This is a genomic window from Staphylococcus sp. HMSC062A01, from assembly GCF_001836805.1.
In the GTDB taxonomy this organism is placed as follows: Bacteria; Bacillota; Bacilli; order Staphylococcales; family Staphylococcaceae; genus Staphylococcus; species Staphylococcus haemolyticus.
This window is the reverse complement of sequence record NZ_KV830607.1, coordinates 12935-29181: the sequence shown is the minus strand read 5'-3', so window position 1 is coordinate 29181 and position 16247 is coordinate 12935. Positions and strand designations below refer to the sequence as shown.

Annotated in this window: 20 protein-coding genes and 1 riboswitch; of the genes, 16 read left to right on the top strand and 4 right to left on the bottom strand. The window is 32.2% G+C overall.

Annotation, left to right across the window (positions count from 1 at the left end; genetic code table 11):
* Nucleotides 1–8: 8 nt before the first annotated feature.
* The 4 genes from HMPREF2715_RS03060 (at nucleotide 9) to fabZ (ending at nucleotide 2618) form a co-directional block, all read left to right on the top strand.
* Nucleotides 9–410, top strand: a complete 402-nt coding sequence (locus HMPREF2715_RS03060; RefSeq protein ID WP_011275244.1) for a F0F1 ATP synthase subunit epsilon — start codon at nucleotides 9–11, stop codon at nucleotides 408–410.
* A gap of 127 nt (nucleotides 411–537) precedes the next feature.
* Nucleotides 538–771, top strand: a complete 234-nt coding sequence (locus tag HMPREF2715_RS03055; RefSeq protein ID WP_053026877.1) for a DUF1146 family protein — start codon at nucleotides 538–540, stop codon at nucleotides 769–771.
* A gap of 104 nt (nucleotides 772–875) precedes the next feature.
* Nucleotides 876–2141 (top strand): UDP-N-acetylglucosamine 1-carboxyvinyltransferase, encoded by a 1266-nt coding sequence (gene murA / locus HMPREF2715_RS03050; protein ID WP_070839376.1) that lies wholly within the window; start codon nucleotides 876–878, stop codon nucleotides 2139–2141.
* Between the two features lie 39 nt (nucleotides 2142–2180).
* Nucleotides 2181–2618, top strand: a complete 438-nt coding sequence (gene fabZ / locus HMPREF2715_RS03045) for a 3-hydroxyacyl-ACP dehydratase FabZ (RefSeq protein WP_016931213.1) — start codon at nucleotides 2181–2183, stop codon at nucleotides 2616–2618.
* A gap of 49 nt (nucleotides 2619–2667) precedes the next feature.
* Here fabZ and HMPREF2715_RS03040 read toward each other — a convergent pair whose 3' ends face one another.
* Nucleotides 2668–3111, bottom strand: coding sequence for a YwpF-like family protein (locus HMPREF2715_RS03040; RefSeq protein WP_011275248.1), 444 nt, complete (start codon nucleotides 3109–3111; stop codon nucleotides 2668–2670).
* A 188-nt stretch (nucleotides 3112–3299) separates the two neighbouring features.
* On the opposite strand from HMPREF2715_RS03040, the gene HMPREF2715_RS03035 reads away from it, so the two are divergent.
* The 7 genes from HMPREF2715_RS03035 to yidC all read left to right on the top strand — a co-directional run bounded on the left by HMPREF2715_RS03035 (nucleotide 3300) and on the right by yidC (nucleotide 8917).
* Nucleotides 3300–3698, top strand: coding sequence for a single-stranded DNA-binding protein (locus tag HMPREF2715_RS03035; protein WP_070580750.1), 399 nt, complete (start codon nucleotides 3300–3302; stop codon nucleotides 3696–3698).
* A 337-nt stretch (nucleotides 3699–4035) separates the two neighbouring features.
* Nucleotides 4036–4743 (top strand): transglycosylase family protein, encoded by a 708-nt coding sequence (locus HMPREF2715_RS03030; protein ID WP_070839374.1) that lies wholly within the window; start codon nucleotides 4036–4038, stop codon nucleotides 4741–4743.
* A gap of 104 nt (nucleotides 4744–4847) precedes the next feature.
* A riboswitch (TPP riboswitch) is annotated at nucleotides 4848–4950 on the top strand.
* A gap of 75 nt (nucleotides 4951–5025) precedes the next feature.
* Nucleotides 5026–5715 carry a thiaminase II gene (gene tenA / locus HMPREF2715_RS03025; RefSeq protein ID WP_070580748.1) on the top strand — a complete coding sequence of 230 codons (690 nt, stop codon included), beginning with the start codon at nucleotides 5026–5028 and terminating at the stop codon, nucleotides 5713–5715.
* Nucleotides 5708–6529, top strand: a complete 822-nt coding sequence (thiD, locus tag HMPREF2715_RS03020) for a bifunctional hydroxymethylpyrimidine kinase/phosphomethylpyrimidine kinase (RefSeq protein ID WP_070580746.1) — start codon at nucleotides 5708–5710, stop codon at nucleotides 6527–6529. Before tenA ends, thiD begins: the two co-directional genes overlap by 8 nt.
* Nucleotides 6522–7313: a hydroxyethylthiazole kinase gene (thiM, locus tag HMPREF2715_RS03015; RefSeq protein WP_070580744.1), complete on the top strand. Its 792-nt coding sequence runs from the start codon at nucleotides 6522–6524 to the stop codon at nucleotides 7311–7313. Before thiD ends, thiM begins: the two co-directional genes overlap by 8 nt.
* Before the next feature lies 1 nt (nucleotide 7314).
* Nucleotides 7315–7953, top strand: coding sequence for a thiamine phosphate synthase (gene thiE / locus HMPREF2715_RS03010; RefSeq protein ID WP_070580742.1), 639 nt, complete (start codon nucleotides 7315–7317; stop codon nucleotides 7951–7953).
* An 88-nt stretch (nucleotides 7954–8041) separates the two neighbouring features.
* Nucleotides 8042–8917, top strand: coding sequence for a membrane protein insertase YidC (gene yidC / locus HMPREF2715_RS03005; RefSeq protein WP_070580741.1), 876 nt, complete (start codon nucleotides 8042–8044; stop codon nucleotides 8915–8917).
* 63 nt (nucleotides 8918–8980) lie between these two features.
* Here yidC and HMPREF2715_RS03000 read toward each other — a convergent pair whose 3' ends face one another.
* Nucleotides 8981–9622, bottom strand: coding sequence for an HD domain-containing protein (locus tag HMPREF2715_RS03000; protein ID WP_070580739.1), 642 nt, complete (start codon nucleotides 9620–9622; stop codon nucleotides 8981–8983).
* Nucleotides 9623–9721: 99 nt separating this feature from the next.
* Nucleotides 9722–11206, bottom strand: coding sequence for a cardiolipin synthase (gene cls / locus HMPREF2715_RS02995; RefSeq protein WP_070678228.1), 1485 nt, complete (start codon nucleotides 11204–11206; stop codon nucleotides 9722–9724).
* Between the two features lie 228 nt (nucleotides 11207–11434).
* Between cls and HMPREF2715_RS02990 the strand changes: the two genes are divergently transcribed.
* The 3 genes from HMPREF2715_RS02990 (at nucleotide 11435) to HMPREF2715_RS11820 (ending at nucleotide 12149) form a co-directional block, all read left to right on the top strand.
* Nucleotides 11435–11686, top strand: coding sequence for a metal-sensitive transcriptional regulator (locus tag HMPREF2715_RS02990; RefSeq protein WP_370591104.1), 252 nt, complete (start codon nucleotides 11435–11437; stop codon nucleotides 11684–11686).
* A gap of 11 nt (nucleotides 11687–11697) precedes the next feature.
* Nucleotides 11698–11904 (top strand): putative copper chaperone CsoZ, encoded by a 207-nt coding sequence (locus HMPREF2715_RS02985; protein ID WP_011275259.1) that lies wholly within the window; start codon nucleotides 11698–11700, stop codon nucleotides 11902–11904.
* A 107-nt stretch (nucleotides 11905–12011) separates the two neighbouring features.
* Nucleotides 12012–12149: an Lmo0850 family protein gene (locus HMPREF2715_RS11820; RefSeq protein ID WP_141751058.1), complete on the top strand. Its 138-nt coding sequence runs from the start codon at nucleotides 12012–12014 to the stop codon at nucleotides 12147–12149.
* 48 nt (nucleotides 12150–12197) lie between these two features.
* Here HMPREF2715_RS11820 and HMPREF2715_RS02980 read toward each other — a convergent pair whose 3' ends face one another.
* Nucleotides 12198–13388 (bottom strand): FtsW/RodA/SpoVE family cell cycle protein, encoded by a 1191-nt coding sequence (locus HMPREF2715_RS02980; protein ID WP_070580735.1) that lies wholly within the window; start codon nucleotides 13386–13388, stop codon nucleotides 12198–12200.
* Nucleotides 13389–13805: 417 nt separating this feature from the next.
* On the opposite strand from HMPREF2715_RS02980, the gene HMPREF2715_RS02975 reads away from it, so the two are divergent.
* Both HMPREF2715_RS02975 and murF read left to right on the top strand, forming a co-directional pair.
* Entirely contained in the window at nucleotides 13806–14876 is a 1071-nt protein-coding gene (locus tag HMPREF2715_RS02975) for a D-alanine--D-alanine ligase (protein WP_070580733.1), read from the top strand.
* Between the two features lie 15 nt (nucleotides 14877–14891).
* Nucleotides 14892–16247: a UDP-N-acetylmuramoyl-tripeptide--D-alanyl-D-alanine ligase gene (gene murF / locus HMPREF2715_RS02970; protein WP_070580731.1), complete on the top strand. Its 1356-nt coding sequence runs from the start codon at nucleotides 14892–14894 to the stop codon at nucleotides 16245–16247.

Sequence of the window (16247 nt, the reverse complement as noted above, 5' to 3'; positions counted from 1 at the left end):
TATAGATAATGAGTACAGTTAATCTTGATATTGTCACTCCTAATGGTTCAGTCTACGAAAAAGATGACGTTGAATTAGTTGTTTTTCAAACTACAGCTGGTGAAATGGGTGTCATGAGCGGGCATATTCCGACAGTTGCCGCATTAAAAACAGGCCATGTAAAAGTGAATTTTAGAAATGGTACTGAATATATAGCTGTTAGTGGTGGCTTTGTTGAAATTAGACAACATAAAGTATCTGTCATTGTTCAAACAGCTGAAACTGCAAGTGAAATTGATGTAGAACGAGCTAAATTAGCTCGTCAAAGAGCACAATCTCATTTAGAAGATCAGGATAACAGTGATATAAACAGAGCTAAAAGAGCGTTGGCAAGAGCTGAAAACCGCTTACGCGTAGCAGAATTAAAATAATTAAAAAGGTTTGGAAACTAAAGTTAGTTTTCAAACCTTTTTTATGTTGTATCATAGTCACGATTAGTACCATTCTGTGCTTATTTAATGTACAATATAGTACAGAAATCTAAAAGGAGAGAATGTCATGGATTATATTGGACAATTTGCAATAGTACACTTAATTTTACATGTTCTGTGTATTTGCGTAGCTTATTGGGCATTAAACTCTCTAAAATTAGATCAATTTTTTAAAAAAGGCTATGCTACTCAAGTACAAGTTTGTCTAATGTTTTTAGCAGTATTATTGGGTACAGCTGTCAGTAATTTTTTAATTGATTTATTACAATTCTCAACACAAGTGAAATTTTTATTTCAATAATGAGTTTATTGTAAATTCTTTTTAAAAATGGATATAATAAATAAATAATTGATTGAAAATCGGGAAATGATAATAGTAATAGGAGTTTAAAGTGGAGGATTATTATGGATAAAATAGTTATAAAAGGTGGCAATCGCCTAACTGGAGAAGTTAAAGTTGAAGGTGCTAAAAATGCAGTTTTACCAGTACTAACTGCATCACTGTTAGCGTCAGAAGGTCAAAGTAAACTTGTTAACGTTCCAGATCTAAGTGATGTTGTAACAATAAATAATGTGTTATCAACATTAAACGCTAATGTGGAGTATAACAAAGAAGAAGGTGCCGTATTAGTTGATGCATCTACAACATTAAAAGAAGAGGCACCTTATGAATATGTTAGTAAGATGCGTGCGAGCATATTGGTTATGGGTCCTTTACTAGCTCGATTAGGACATGCCATTGTCGCATTACCAGGTGGTTGTGCAATTGGTGCACGACCAATAGAGCAGCATATTAAAGGTTTTGAAGCTCTAGGTGCTGAAATTCACCTTGAAAATGGAAATATTTATGCTAGTACAAAAGATGGTTTAAAAGGTACAGATATTCATTTAGATTTCCCTAGTGTAGGTGCAACTCAAAACATTATTATGGCTGCTTCACTTGCAAAGGGTAAAACAGTAATTGAAAATGTTGCTAAAGAACCTGAAATTGTTGATTTAGCAAATTATATCAATGAAATGGGTGGTAAAGTTACCGGAGCTGGTACTGATACTATTACAATTCATGGTGTCGAAAAATTAAGAGGTGTTGAACATTCAATTATTCCAGATAGAATTGAAGCAGGTACCCTTATCATAGCTGCTGCAATTACACGTGGTGATGTATTTGTTCGAGACGCTGTGAAGGAACACATGACTAGTTTAATTTATAAACTGGAAGAAATGGGTGTTAATTTAGATTTCCAAGAAGATGGTGTAAGAGTCACTGCTGAGGATGAACTTAAACCAGTTGACGTTAAAACATTGCCACATCCTGGATTCCCAACAGATATGCAATCACAAATGATGGCGTTATTATTAACAGCTGAAGGTCATAAAGTGATAACTGAAACAGTCTTCGAAAATAGATTTATGCATGTTGCCGAATTTAGACGTATGAATGCAAATATTACTGTAGAAGGCAGAAGCGCTAAAATACAAGGTAAGAGTCAATTACAAGGTGCTCAAGTTAAAGCAACGGATTTACGTGCAGCTGCGGCATTAATATTAGCTGGTTTAGTAACTGAAGGTACAACTCAGGTTACTGAATTGAAACATTTAGACCGTGGTTACGTTAATTTCCATGAGAAATTAAAATCATTGGGTGCTAACATTGAAAGAGTAAATGATTAATAAGATATTTTTCGTATAAACTTCTGGAGGATTTACATTATGGAAACAATTTTCGATTATAATCAAATTAAACAAATCATTCCACATAGACAACCATTTTTACTAATAGACCGTGTAGTTGAATATGAAGAAGGCAAAAGATGTGTGGGCTTAAAACAAGTATCTGGTAATGAGCCTTTTTTCCAAGGACACTTTCCAGATTATGCTGTGATGCCTGGCGTACTAATTACTGAAGCTTTAGCTCAAACAGGAGCTGTTGCTATGCTAAACAGTGAAGAGAATAAAGGTAAAATTGCTTTATTTGCTGGTATTGATAAATGTAGATTCAAAAAGCAAGTAACTCCTGGTGATACTTTAATGTTAGAAGTAGAAATTACTAAAATTAAAGGTCCGATTGGAAAAGGTACAGCTAAAGCAACTGTTGATGGACAATTAGCTTGCAGTTGTGAACTAACTTTTGCAATTCAAGATGCTTAAATAATAAAAAATTGCCTCCTAACTTAATAAAGTGTTAGGAGGCAATTTTTTATTCTCTCTCAAATTTTTCTTCTTTAAGTTTTGGTTTTGATTGCATCATTCGATTGAATGTTATTTTTAACTCTTCACCAGAAAGACCTTCATCAATTAGCTGTTCTAATAAACTCTCTGCATATACTTGACGTAAAGTATAAATATGACAGTCAAATACTATTGACATTGTTGTTTCGAATTCAGAAATGCTTTTAATTGTGGCATCAAATAAAGCGGGATCATTTGAAGGACGCGTTATCACGACTCTAATGTCCAATAAAGTTTGATCATCATAATATTTTTTCATTGTCTCATAATGTGCATTTGAAATGACAACCTCTAAGAGCCAACCTGTGCCACTATTTTCTTTATTAATGATTACACCATCTTCTAACTCGAATTCAGTTATTCCACCATTTTCGTTAACGATTTGAAAACGTACAGCTTTAAATGTCTTCACTTCATCACATCCCCAAAAAATTTTAAAATTATGCAAAAAATGAAATTATTAATAATCTAATATGAGTTTTACAATTATTTTCTTTAAATATATCAAACTTTGTGTATTAAGAGGAATAAAAATATTAAAAATAGAATTTTGACGCCTAAATTATAAATGAATAATATAGTTATAGAAGGAGGTGACACATGCTAAATAAAATTGTGATAGTAGGTCGATTGACCAAAAAGGCACAAATATTTGAAAACGAGGAGGTGAAGATAGCTACGTTCTGTGTTGCAACTGAACGTAATTATAAAGATGAATATAATGAAATAGCTTGTGATTATATTTTTTGTAAGGCATTTGGTAAAACAGCAACAAATATAGAATCATATACAGACCAAGGCACTTTAGTTGGTATTACAGGACAAATGAGATCTCGTAAGTACGATAAAGATGGTCAAACGCACTTTGTGACTGAATTATATGTTGAAACAATTAAATTTATGTCCCCTAAATCTAAAAACGATAATAATCTTCCTAACACCTCATATGATGAAGACGCTTATTCCTTTGATCACCTTGAAGTGATTGATGTTAACTAATGTTCTAATAACTCCATCCCTATTTACTATAAAAACTTCTTTTAATTATACTCATGGCCTCTCTTATATAAAGAATTTATAAGGGAGGCTATTAAATTACCCGTTTAATTATCTGAAAGATTTCATAAATATTACAAAGAAAAGATGTTTATATACCTATTTAAAACTGTCATGATAGTTTGCAATTGAAATAATTATAGTTTTACTAATGTAATTTCTATGTAAAAAAGTCCTGTCTTTTTTAATTTCACTGTAACCTACTATGATTTTATGGATGTTAAAGTGATACTTGTAAAATTAATTAAGACACAAACATTCTTAGGAGGATATATATATTATGAAAAAGACAATTATTGCTTCATCATTAGCAGTAGGTTTAGGAGTAGTTGCTGGCAACGCTGGACACGCAGATGCGAGCGAAGCTCAAGTAAATAAAGCAGAATTAGCTCAATTAGCTCAATCAAATGATCAATCATTAAATGATAGCCCTATTCAAGAGGGTGCTTACAATGTAACTTTTGATTATGAAGGTTTCACTTATCATTTTGAATCAGATGGTACTAACTGGAGTTGGAACTATGCACAATCAGGTCAAGCTTCTCAACAACAAGATGTAAGTGTACAAGCTTCAACTGTTTCTAATCAAACTTCAGCTGAACAAGTTGGTTCTCAACAACAATCTAGTCAAGTTCAACCAACTCAAACTCAACAAGCACCTCAAACTGAACAAACACAACAACCACAAACTGAAGCTACAACTTCTAACTCAAGTTCTTCAAATAACAATGCTTCAAGTGGTTCTTCTGTAAATGTTAACAGTCATTTACAACTAATTGCACAACGTGAATCTGGTGGCGACATTACTGCTATCAACCCAAGTTCAGGTGCAGCAGGTAAATATCAATTCTTACAATCTACTTGGGATTCAGTAGCTCCTGATGAATATGTAGGTGTTTCACCAGCACAAGCTCCTGAACACGTACAAGATGCTGCAGCAGTTAAATTATATAACACTGCAGGCGCTTCACAATGGGTAACTGCATAATATAGTAATTTAATCATTTAAAGTAAGAGTGGAACAGTGAATTTTGTTCCACTCTTTTTTGTTTGATAAAAAGCAGTCATTTTGATATGGTTAAATTAATAAATTAATGCTACTAGGGGAGCTATAGTAAATGGCTGAGATGATTAATTCAGACCCTTATAACCTGATTTGGTTAGTACCAACGTAGGAAAGTAGTTATGTAAATGTTACGTTCTCTTTATTGAATGATAGCTACATTTCTACGTTGAAATGTAGCATTTTTTAAATTTAAGGAGGATTAATATGACATTTTCAACTGAGATTAAAGAGGCTGCGCAACCTATTATTGAAGAAATTTATAATGATGGTTTTATACAAGACCTATTAAAAGGGGATTTAGATGCTCAAGCAGTACGTCAATATTTAAGAGCAGATGCGTCATATTTGAAAGAATTTACAAATTTATATGCACTTCTTATCCCAAAAGCGCCATCAATGAAGGATGTCAAATTTTTAGTTGAACAAATTGAATTTATGCTTGATGGTGAGGTTGAGGCACATGAAATCCTAGCAGATTATATCAACGAACCTTATGAAGAAATTGTTAAAGAAAGAGTATGGCCACCTAGTGGAGATCATTACATTAAACATATGTATTATCACGCATATGCTCATGAAAATGCTGCGTATACTATAGCTGCAATGGCACCTTGTCCTTATGTATATGAAGTAGTAGCTAAAATGGCATTAGAGGATCAAAACCTAAATAGAGATTCTGTTACAGCAAAATGGTTTGATTTCTATAGTACAGAAATGCGATCATTAATTGAAGTATTTGATAATTTATTAGATAAATTAACAACAAATTGTACAGAACAAGAGAAGAAAGATATTAAAGAAAGTTTCTTACAAAGTACCATACATGAACGTAATTTCTTTAATATGGCTTATATTAATGAACAGTGGAACTTCGGAGGCGATAAAAATGCATAAACCCCAAATTGCTTTAACAATTGCAGGAACTGATCCATCAGGTGGCGCTGGTGTGATGGCCGATTTAAAATCATTTCATTCCTGTGGCGTCTACGGTATGGCAGCGATTACAAGTATCATTGCGCAAAACACTAAAGGCGTTCAACATATCCATAATCTTGAGACAAGTTGGGTACAAGAACAATTAGACAGTGTCTTTAATGATGAATTACCACATGCTATTAAGACAGGCATGATTGCAACTCATGAAACAATGGAGTTAATCCAACATTATTTGAAACAACACTCAGATATTCCATATGTTATTGATCCAGTTATGCTTGCTAAAAGTGGTGATTCACTCATGGATGATGATACTAAGAAACATTTACAGAATACATTACTACCTTTAGCAGATGTCGTCACGCCAAATATTCCTGAAGCAGAGGAAATTACAGATATCAAACTAGACACTGAAGAAAATATACGAAAAGCTGGTAACATATTTATTAACGAGATAGGTAGTAAAGGCGTCGTAATAAAAGGTGGGCATTCTACTGATTTAAACAATGCCAAAGATTTCTTGTTTACTAAGGATGATGTATATACTTTTGAAGATCAACGCTTTGATACAAAACATACTCACGGCACTGGATGTACATTTTCAGCGGTAATTACTGCAGAACTTGCAAAAGGTAAATCAATCTATGAAGCGGTAAAAAAAGCTAAGAAATTTATTTCATTAAGTATTCAATATACGCCAGAGATTGGTCAGGGTAGAGGGCCGGTAAACCATTTTGCTTATATGAAGAAAGTAGGTTTAGATGATGAATAACTTAGAACGTTTGAGACAAGAGAACCCTCTAGTTGTATGTTATACAAATGATGTCGTGAAGAATTTTACAGCCAATGGTTTACTCAGTATCGGCGCGAGCCCAGCAATGAGTGAAGCACCTGAAGAAGCGAGGGAATTTTATAAAGTCGCTGGTGCATTACTTATTAATATTGGCACGATGACTAAAGCAAATGAACAAGACATATTGGAAATTGGTAAAATTGCGAATCAAAAAGGAACACCGATTGTATTTGATCCAGTGGCAGTTGGTGCATCTTCATATCGTAAAGCATTTTGCCAAAAATTCTTATCAGAAGTGAAAGTATCAGTAATTAAAGGAAATGCCTCAGAAATTTTAACGTTAGTAGATGCGACTACAACGATGAAAGGTACAGATGGTGAAACTGACTTAGATGTTGTTGAAATAGCTAAGAGAGCCCATGAGGAATTGAATACAGCCATCGTGTTAACAGGTAAAGATGATGTTGTTGTCCAAGGTGGCAAAGTTGTCAAGTTATATAATGGGTCACCTTTATTAGCTAAAATTACTGGTGCTGGATGTTTACTCGGTGGTATTGTAGCGAGTTTCTTATTTAGAGAAGAAAATCCAACACTACAAGTGTTAGAAGAAGCAGTGAGCATTTATAATATTGCTGCTGAAATTGCTGAAAAGGATCAACAAGTGAATGGACCAGGTACATTTTTACCCAAACTGTTAGATCAAATGTATAACATTGACTTTAATACTTACCAACACCAAGTCAAAAGACAAGAGGTTGAATAATATGTTTAATTCATCATTATTAAACGTTTATTTTATTTGCGGTACGCAAGATGTTCCAGAAGGAAAAGATATTAGAGTAATACTAAAGCAAGCTTTAGAAGCTGGAATTACTCTTTTTCAATTCCGTGAAAAGGGGCCAATATCATTAGATGGTGTTGCGAAAGAAGATTTAGCAATTGATTTATTAAAACTATGTCATGACTATCAAGTACCATTTATTGTAAATGACGATGTTGATTTAGCTGAAAAAATAAATGCAGACGGAATTCATGTAGGGCAAGATGATGAAAATGTGAAGTCTTTTGCTGAACGTTTTAGAGATAAAATCATTGGGCTTAGTATTGGAAATGAGAAAGAATATTATCATTCGGATTTAGAACATGTTGATTATATTGGAGTTGGACCTATGTTTGCAACAATCTCTAAAGATGATGCTAACGCACCAGTAGGTCCATCAATGATTGCTAAATTAAAGAACATCAATCCTTCGTTACCAATGGTAGCAATTGGAGGCATAACAGAAGACAATATTGAACCTATTGCTCAAAATGGTGCAGATGGTGTTTCAGTTATTTCAGCGATTGCACGTAGTCATAATATTGACAAGACTGTTACTAAAATGAAAAGTTATTTCAAATAAATAATAAAATTTTTCTTTTTTTGTTTTCCAGTACACGGTTACTATGATAAAATAATCTCTATGTGAATATATCAATAGAGGTGTAAAAATGAAGAAGAAAGCGTTACTACCTTTGTTATTAGGTGTAATGGTCTTTTTAGCCGGATGTGACTATTCTAAATCTAGTAATAGAGATGGATTTTTCTATAATACATTCGTAGAACCAATGTCTAAAGTATTACATTGGTTAGGCCATTCAGTATTTAACGATGACTACGGTATTGCAATTATCGTATTAGTTTTAGTAATACGTATTATCTTGTTACCATTCATGCTATCAAACTATAAAAATAGTCATTTGATGCGTGAAAAAATGAAAGTTGCCAAACCAGAAGTTGATGGCGTGCAAGAGAAAGTTAAACGTGCACGTACTCAAGAAGAGAAAATGGCAGCAAACCAAGAAATGATGGAAGTTTATAAGAAATACGATATTAATCCAATGAAGAGTGCATTAGGATGTTTACCTGTATTAATTCAAATGCCAGTTGTCATGGGATTATACTTTGTATTACGTTACCGTATTGGTGGCGGTATTGCAGAACATCCTCACTTCTTATGGTTTAATTTAATACATCCTGATATTTGGATTACTATTATTGCCGGTGTGCTTTACTTTATCCAAGCTTGGGTATCAAGTAAGCAAATGCCTCAAGAACAACGTCAAATGACATATATGATGATGATTGTATCACCAATCATGATTATTTGGATTTCATTAAGTTCGGCTTCAGCTTTAGGTTTATATTGGTCAGTCAGTGCGGCATTCTTGATTGTTCAAACTTACTTCGCCAATATGTACTATGAAAAAGTTGCTCGAAGAGAAGTTGCACCAATGATTGAAAAATTTGAGAAAAATAATAGTAACTCAAATAAAAAAGGAAAAAACACTCAAGTCGTTTCTAAGAATAATAAAAAGAAAAAATAAATTAGTTTAATTGAAACTAGTAAGTAAAAAGGCCGATATCCTTACGTAGGGTATCGACCTTTTTTATATATGCCATTCTTTATAAAATTGATTTAAAAACTGTTTCATAAACGCATGTCTTTCTCTAGCTAATTTTCTACCAGTTTCAGTATGCATTAAATCTTTTAATTTTAATAATTTATCATAAAAGTGACGTATAGCTGAAGGTTCTAAATTAGTAATCGTTTCAATATTAGGAATGTCTCTATGTGGTGATTCTGTCCACATTGGCTCATTAAAATGGCCTGAAAATTGAAATGCCCTAGCAATACCAATAGCACCAATCGCATCTAGTCGATCAGCATCCCTAACAATTTGTCCTTCAATAGGAAGGTCTACATGATTATTTTGTCCATTACTATAACTTAAATGCTGAATGATGTAAATAATCTTTTGTTGTTGATCAAAAGATACACGAATGTTCTTTAAAAATGTTTTTAAACGATCTAAAGCATTGGCTTTATTTGTTAACTTATCATCAATGACATCATGAAGTAATGCAGATAATGTGATAATTAAATATTCTCCTTGTTGCTCGCATTTAGAGATTGTTTGAGCTAGTGACGTTACACGTTCTACATGTGCAATATCATGACCAGAATAATCATTTTTATGAAAATTTTTCATATAACGATGCGCTAATTCTATTTGTCGTGTTACATTCATTTTAATCTCCTTATTGTTCAGATAAGTTCGGGACTAAAGTATTATTTTAAGTCTATAATATTTTCAATGTAATTTTTAAAACTACTATATCTAAATTATTTATAGAATAGGTGAAAGTAATTGAGATATACCTTCTTTAAATTTAATCCACAGGCTTCGTTTATTATATAAGTCTTCAGTGAGTCGGTAGGATACTTTCATATCTTGAATAAATGCTTCTTTTAGTTGAGTTGCAATTGTTTCATCATAGATAAATGCGTTTACTTCAAAGTTCAATGTAAAACTACGATTATCCATGTTGGCAGTACCTACTGAAGCAATTTCATCATCAATAATTAATGTTTTGGAGTGTAAGAAACCGTTATCATAATGATAGATTTTCACACCAGCTGATAATAGAGAAGCTGCGTTTTTTAAGGTAGCCCAATAAACAAAAGGATGATCAGGTTTATTAGGAATCATGATATTGACCTCTACACCACCTAAAGCTGCTATTTTAATTGCATCAATGAAGGCTTGATCAGGAATAAAATAGGGTGATTGAATATAAATAGATTGTTTAGCTGAAGAAATCATTTTCAAATAACCATATTTGATTTGCTCCCAATCTTCATCAGGACCACTTGAGGCAATTTGTACACCTATTGTTCCACCAGAGTCTACATCAGGAAAATAGCGATCTTCATATTCGATTGAATCACGGTTTGATTGTGAATTCCAATCTAATATAAATCTCAGTTCAAGTGCGTTTACAGAATCTCCTTCTACTCGCAAATGAGTGTCTCGCCAATATCCAAATTTTTTATCTTTACCTAAATATTCGTCGCCTACATTAAAACCACCAACATAACCAATTTTACCGTCAATAATAACTATTTTTCTATGGTTTCGGTTATTCATACGGAGGTTTATAAGCGGGAGTTTAGAAGGGAAGAAAGATTCAACATGTCCACCTTTTTGACGGAAGTGTTTTAAATCTTTTTTTCTTAAAGTTCTTGATCCCATATCATCGTATAACATTTTAACTTCTAAGCCCTCATCAAGTTTATCCTCAAGTGCTGAGAGAATTCGATGGCCTAATTCATCACTTTTGAAAATATAGTATTGAATATGTATATAATCCTTTGCATTTTTAATATCACTTAATAATGCATCAAATTTTGCATGGCCATCAGTATAAATCTTGATTTGATTATCAGTAGTTAGGAATGCAGCATTGTTAAAAAGTAACATGCGTACCATTTCTTTAAACTTAACAATTTGATGATTACCCTTTGAGAAATCGTCGCTTTCTAATGCTTCAATTTGTTCATCGACAATCATAGCAAGCCCTTTACGGTCTTCCTTTTTCAATTTAAAAATACGATTGCGTTGAATTTGGCGTCCTAATAGTAAATATAAAATAAACCCTATAATTGGTAAAAATACTAAAACAAGTAGCCAAGCCCATATTGAACCAGCACTACGGCGCTCCATAAAGATAATAACAAACGCAAAAATTAAGTTTAATATAAAGGCAGCAATTAAAATGATATTAATAATCAATGAGGAATGCGTGAAAGATATTGAATATATTTCTACCATAGTACGCCTCCTGTTTATTTTTTAATTCTTGCAAGAATAAGATAAGTCTAGTACTTTCTTAAACTTAATTGTATCATGGCATTAATTAAATAGCATGACCCTTTTTCATGAAAATAAGTTACAGTGTTTGACGAATATGAAGGTAAATTATACGATATGATAGTACTATTAGAAAGGGTGACGACCTTGAATAATCATGAAAATGCACATCATTCCGAGCAAATTAAAATGAATTTAAAATCAAGACTAAATCGTATTGAAGGGCAAGTTAGAGCGATTAATCGCATGATTGAAGAAGATGTATACTGTGATGACGTGCTAACTCAAATTAGAGCTACAAGATCTGCATTAAATAGTGTGGCCACTAAGTTGCTAGATCATCATATGAAAAGCTGTATCATGGATAAAGTGAATAACGGCGCTCAAGAAGAAGCGATGGAAGAATTGTTAGTGACATTTCAAAAATTAATGAAAGATTAGGGGTTAATTAAATGAACTTTAGTGAAATTAGAATTAGTGAATTAAATACTGAAGAGCAAGCTAATTCGCTCCAACATAGACTTGAGAAGATGATAGGTGTAGATGAAGTAATTGTAGAACTAAATGACCAATTAGTTAAAATTTCTTATGAAACACCAACGAATTTAAATAGTATTGAAAAAGAAATTTATGATGATGGTTATAAGGTATTAGGTTGATAAATTAAAATAATTTTATTAAATATCAATTTTATGCTGAATTAATGTAGTAAAACATCGATAATTGGGGTAGTATAACTTTGAAGTCATAAAACGAGGTGAAAGCCATGAGTAATTCGGATAAATTGCAAAATGTTGTTAGATTATTATCGTCATTAGGTGTGAATATTAAAAAAACTAAATCTCGTTTAGACATTATTAATACATTGCCAGCTACAACACCTGTGCGCCAAGAACTTAAGTAGTCTGCTAGCAATTGATAAAGGGAGAAGCGTAATCACTTTTAAATGTGATTACGCTTCTTTATTAGGCATTGTTTGTCTTTGATGGAAATGTATAGATAAGACGACACCTATGCCAACCATTAAACTCCATAGTGAACTACCACCGTAACTAATAAATGGTAATGGTATACCGGTAATAGGTAGTAATTGGATTGTCATACCTATATTTTGTAATATATGGAAAACAAGTAGTGATACATAGCCTATGATAAATATTTTGCTGAATGGAGATTCAACTTTCGTAGCAAGTCGAATTAAATGAAAAATCAATGCTAAAAAGATGAGTAGCAAAACTACAGCGCCTATAAATCCCATTTCTTCTCCAACTACTGAGAATATAAAATCTGTATGATTTTCAGGAATGTAAACCTCACCATGATTAAATCCTTTACCGAATAATTGACCAGACCCAATCGCTTTTAAAGATTCTGTTAAGTGATAACCGTCTCCAGCACTATATGAATATGGATCCAACCAAGAATTAATTCGCCCCATTTGATACATTTTCACACCTAGAAGGCTCTCAATTAACGTTGGTTTATAAATGATAGCTAATATAATAGTTCCTCCAAAAACAAAAGCGGCTATAAATAATGGTGATAAGATTCTCCATGTAATACCACTAACTAACATTATTCCTATAATAATAGCGCAAATCACAAGCGTTGTACCTAAGTCATTTTGTAATAAGATTAAAGCCATTGGTACTATTGAAATTCCTATGATTTTAAAGAACAAGACCAAATCAGTTTGAAAAGATTTATTAAAAGTAAAACGATTATGGTTAGAAACGCTCTTTGCTAATGCTAGAATTAAGATGACCTTCATAAATTCTGAGGGTTGAATACTTACTGGTCCAAATGAATACCAACTTTTAGCACCATTAATGATTGGTGTAATAGATGTTTCAGGTATTATGAGTAAACCGATAAGTAGTACACAAAAAATGAAATAAAGAATATATGTATTATTTCTAATCTTTTTAGGTGAAATAAGCATAATAACTAATGCGATAATAGTACCTAATATGTAATATATGATTTGGCGAATACTAAAGTTTGCACTATATTGTCCTCCACCCATAGCTGAACTAATCGTAGTAACACTTATAATGGCAAGTATGGTTAATAATGCTACAAGTATCCAGTCTATCTTACGTAGCCAATGCTTTGAAGGCTGTTGACGGGATGAATATTTCATGAGAAAACTCCTTAAATTCTTATAATCGAACGATTAATATTATATACAAATTTTACATGACTTTATATTAATTTGCTAGAAAATAACAGGCTGAATATAGAAAACTAAAAATTCTATCTAAAATTGTGTTTGAATTATGATTGGTAAATTATTCTAATAAAAACCAAAAAAATTATTTAAACATAATTACATTTAAGTTGATAAATGCAAAATCACTTTAGACTGTGATAATATTGATTTTTAGAAAGCATAGTTTAAACTAAATAAAATTTATAAAATATTGATAGTTAACTAAAAAGAAAAAGTAAAAATGAATTGAAAGAGATATAGACATTTGTAAGAAGTTGAAATAACGTAATAGTTTAATACTTCTCATAAATGATTGGGTTATGATCTTTCTAAATGGAGGAACTACTTATGGTGAAAGAAAACATTTGTATCGTATATGGTGGTAAAAGTGCTGAACATGATGTTTCTAAATTGACTGCGCAAAATGTTCTTAATGCAATTGATAAAGAAAGATATTTAGTGGATATCATTTATATTACGAATGATGGCTTATGGAAGAAAAAAGAAAATATCACTGAGGAAATTAAAGAAATTGAATCCCTAAATATGACAGATATAGAAGCGGGCGAAATCACTATTTTGCTTAAAGAAAGTAGCGATGGTAAACCTTATAATGCAATATTCCCATTACTTCATGGCCCTAATGGTGAAGATGGCACAATTCAAGGGTTATTTGAAGTTCTTGATTTACCATATGTTGGGAATGGTGTACTAGCTGCATCAAGTTCAATGGATAAACTTGTCATGAAACAATTATTTGAACATAGAGGATTGCCTCAATTACCTTACATTAGTTTCTTAAGAAGTGAATATGAAAAATATGAGGGTAACATTATTAAACTCGTTAAAGATAAACTTACATATCCAGTATTCGTAAAACCTGCAAATCTTGGTTCAAGTGTAGGTATTAGTAAATGTAATAATGAGGATGAATTAAAATCAGGTATTGAGGAAGCTTTCCAATTTGATCGTAAACTTGTTATTGAACAAGGTATTAATGCTCGTGAAGTTGAAGTAGCTGTATTAGGTAATGACTATCCTGAAACAACATGGCCAGGAGAAGTTATCAAAGATGTTGCATTCTATGATTACAAATCAAAATATAAAGACGGTAAAATCAGTTTACAAATTCCTGCAGAATTAGATGAAGAAGTACAAATGACATTAAGAAACATGGCATTAGAAGCATTTAAAGCTACAGATTGTTCGGGATTAGTACGTGCGGATTTCTTTGTTACTGAAGACAATCAAATTTTTATTAATGAAACAAATGCAATGCCTGGATTCACAGCATTTAGTATGTATCCAAGTTTATGGGAGAATATGGGCTTATCTTATTCTGACCTAATCACAAAATTAATTGACCTAGCTAAAGAACGTCACGAGGATAAAAAGAAAAACAAATACACAATTGACTAAGAGAGGGATTCATAAATGATAGAAGTTTCTTTACAGCAAATTCAGGAATGGATACCTTGTGATATTGATTCACAATATTTACAACAAACCATCAAAGGTGTGACGATCGATTCACGTGCAATCAAAACTAATATGTTATTTATACCATTTAAAGGTGAGAACGTAGATGGTCATCGCTTTGTTTCACAGGCGTTAAAAGATGGCGCTGGGGCTTCTTTCTATGAAAAAGGCCATGACATTGATGATAATGTGGAAGGACCTATTATATGGGTAGACAATACATTAATTGCGTTACAACAATTAGCTAAAGCATATCTTAAACATGTGAACCCTAAAGTAATAGGTGTTACTGGTTCAAACGGTAAAACAACTACTAAAGATATGATTGAGAGTGTATTACACACTGAATTTAAAGTTAAAAAAACGCAAGGTAATTACAATAATGAAATAGGCTTACCGTTAACTATTTTAGAGCTTGATTTAGATACAGAGATTTCAATATTAGAAATGGGTATGTCTGGATTCCATGAAATAGAATTACTTTCTAATATAGCAGAACCAGATATTGCTGTTATTACAAATATTGGTGAATCACATATGCAAGATTTAGGTTCTCGTGAAGGCATTGCTAAAGCTAAATCTGAAATAACAATTGGACTTAAAAAAGAGGGAACATTCATCTATGATGGTGATGAACCATTGCTTGAACCACATGTTAAAGAACTTAAACATGCTAAATGTTTAAGTGTAGGTTTGAAACAAGATAATGCTTTAGTATGCGAAGTAGAACATAGTGAAAATGATGGCATTGCTTTCTCTATTAACGGTAATGAACATTATAAATTACCTATTCTTGGAATCCATAATATGAAAAATGCAGCTATCGCAATTGCTATTGGTCATGAACTAGGACTTAAATATGAGACTATTCAACATAACATTAATCATGTTCAACTCACTGGTATGCGAATGGAACGCCATATTACTGATGATAATATTACTATCATAAATGATGCTTATAATGCCAGTCCTACAAGTATGAAAGCCGCAATTGATACTTTGAGTCAAATGGAAGGTAGAAAAATTATTGTACTTGCTGACTCACTTGAATTAGGGGAAAATAGTCGTTCAATGCACGAAGAGGTAGGCGCATATTTAGAAGGTAAAAACATCCATACTTTATTAACATATGGCAAAGATGCAAAGTATATTAGTGATATAGGAGGTCAATTTGTTGACCACGTTGAATATTTTATTGATAAACAACAATTAACTCAATATTTAATAAATAACTTAGTTGCTAACGACAAAGTTCTTGTAAAAGGTTCAAGAGGAAATAAACTTGAAGAAGTTGTAAATAAATTGATTTAA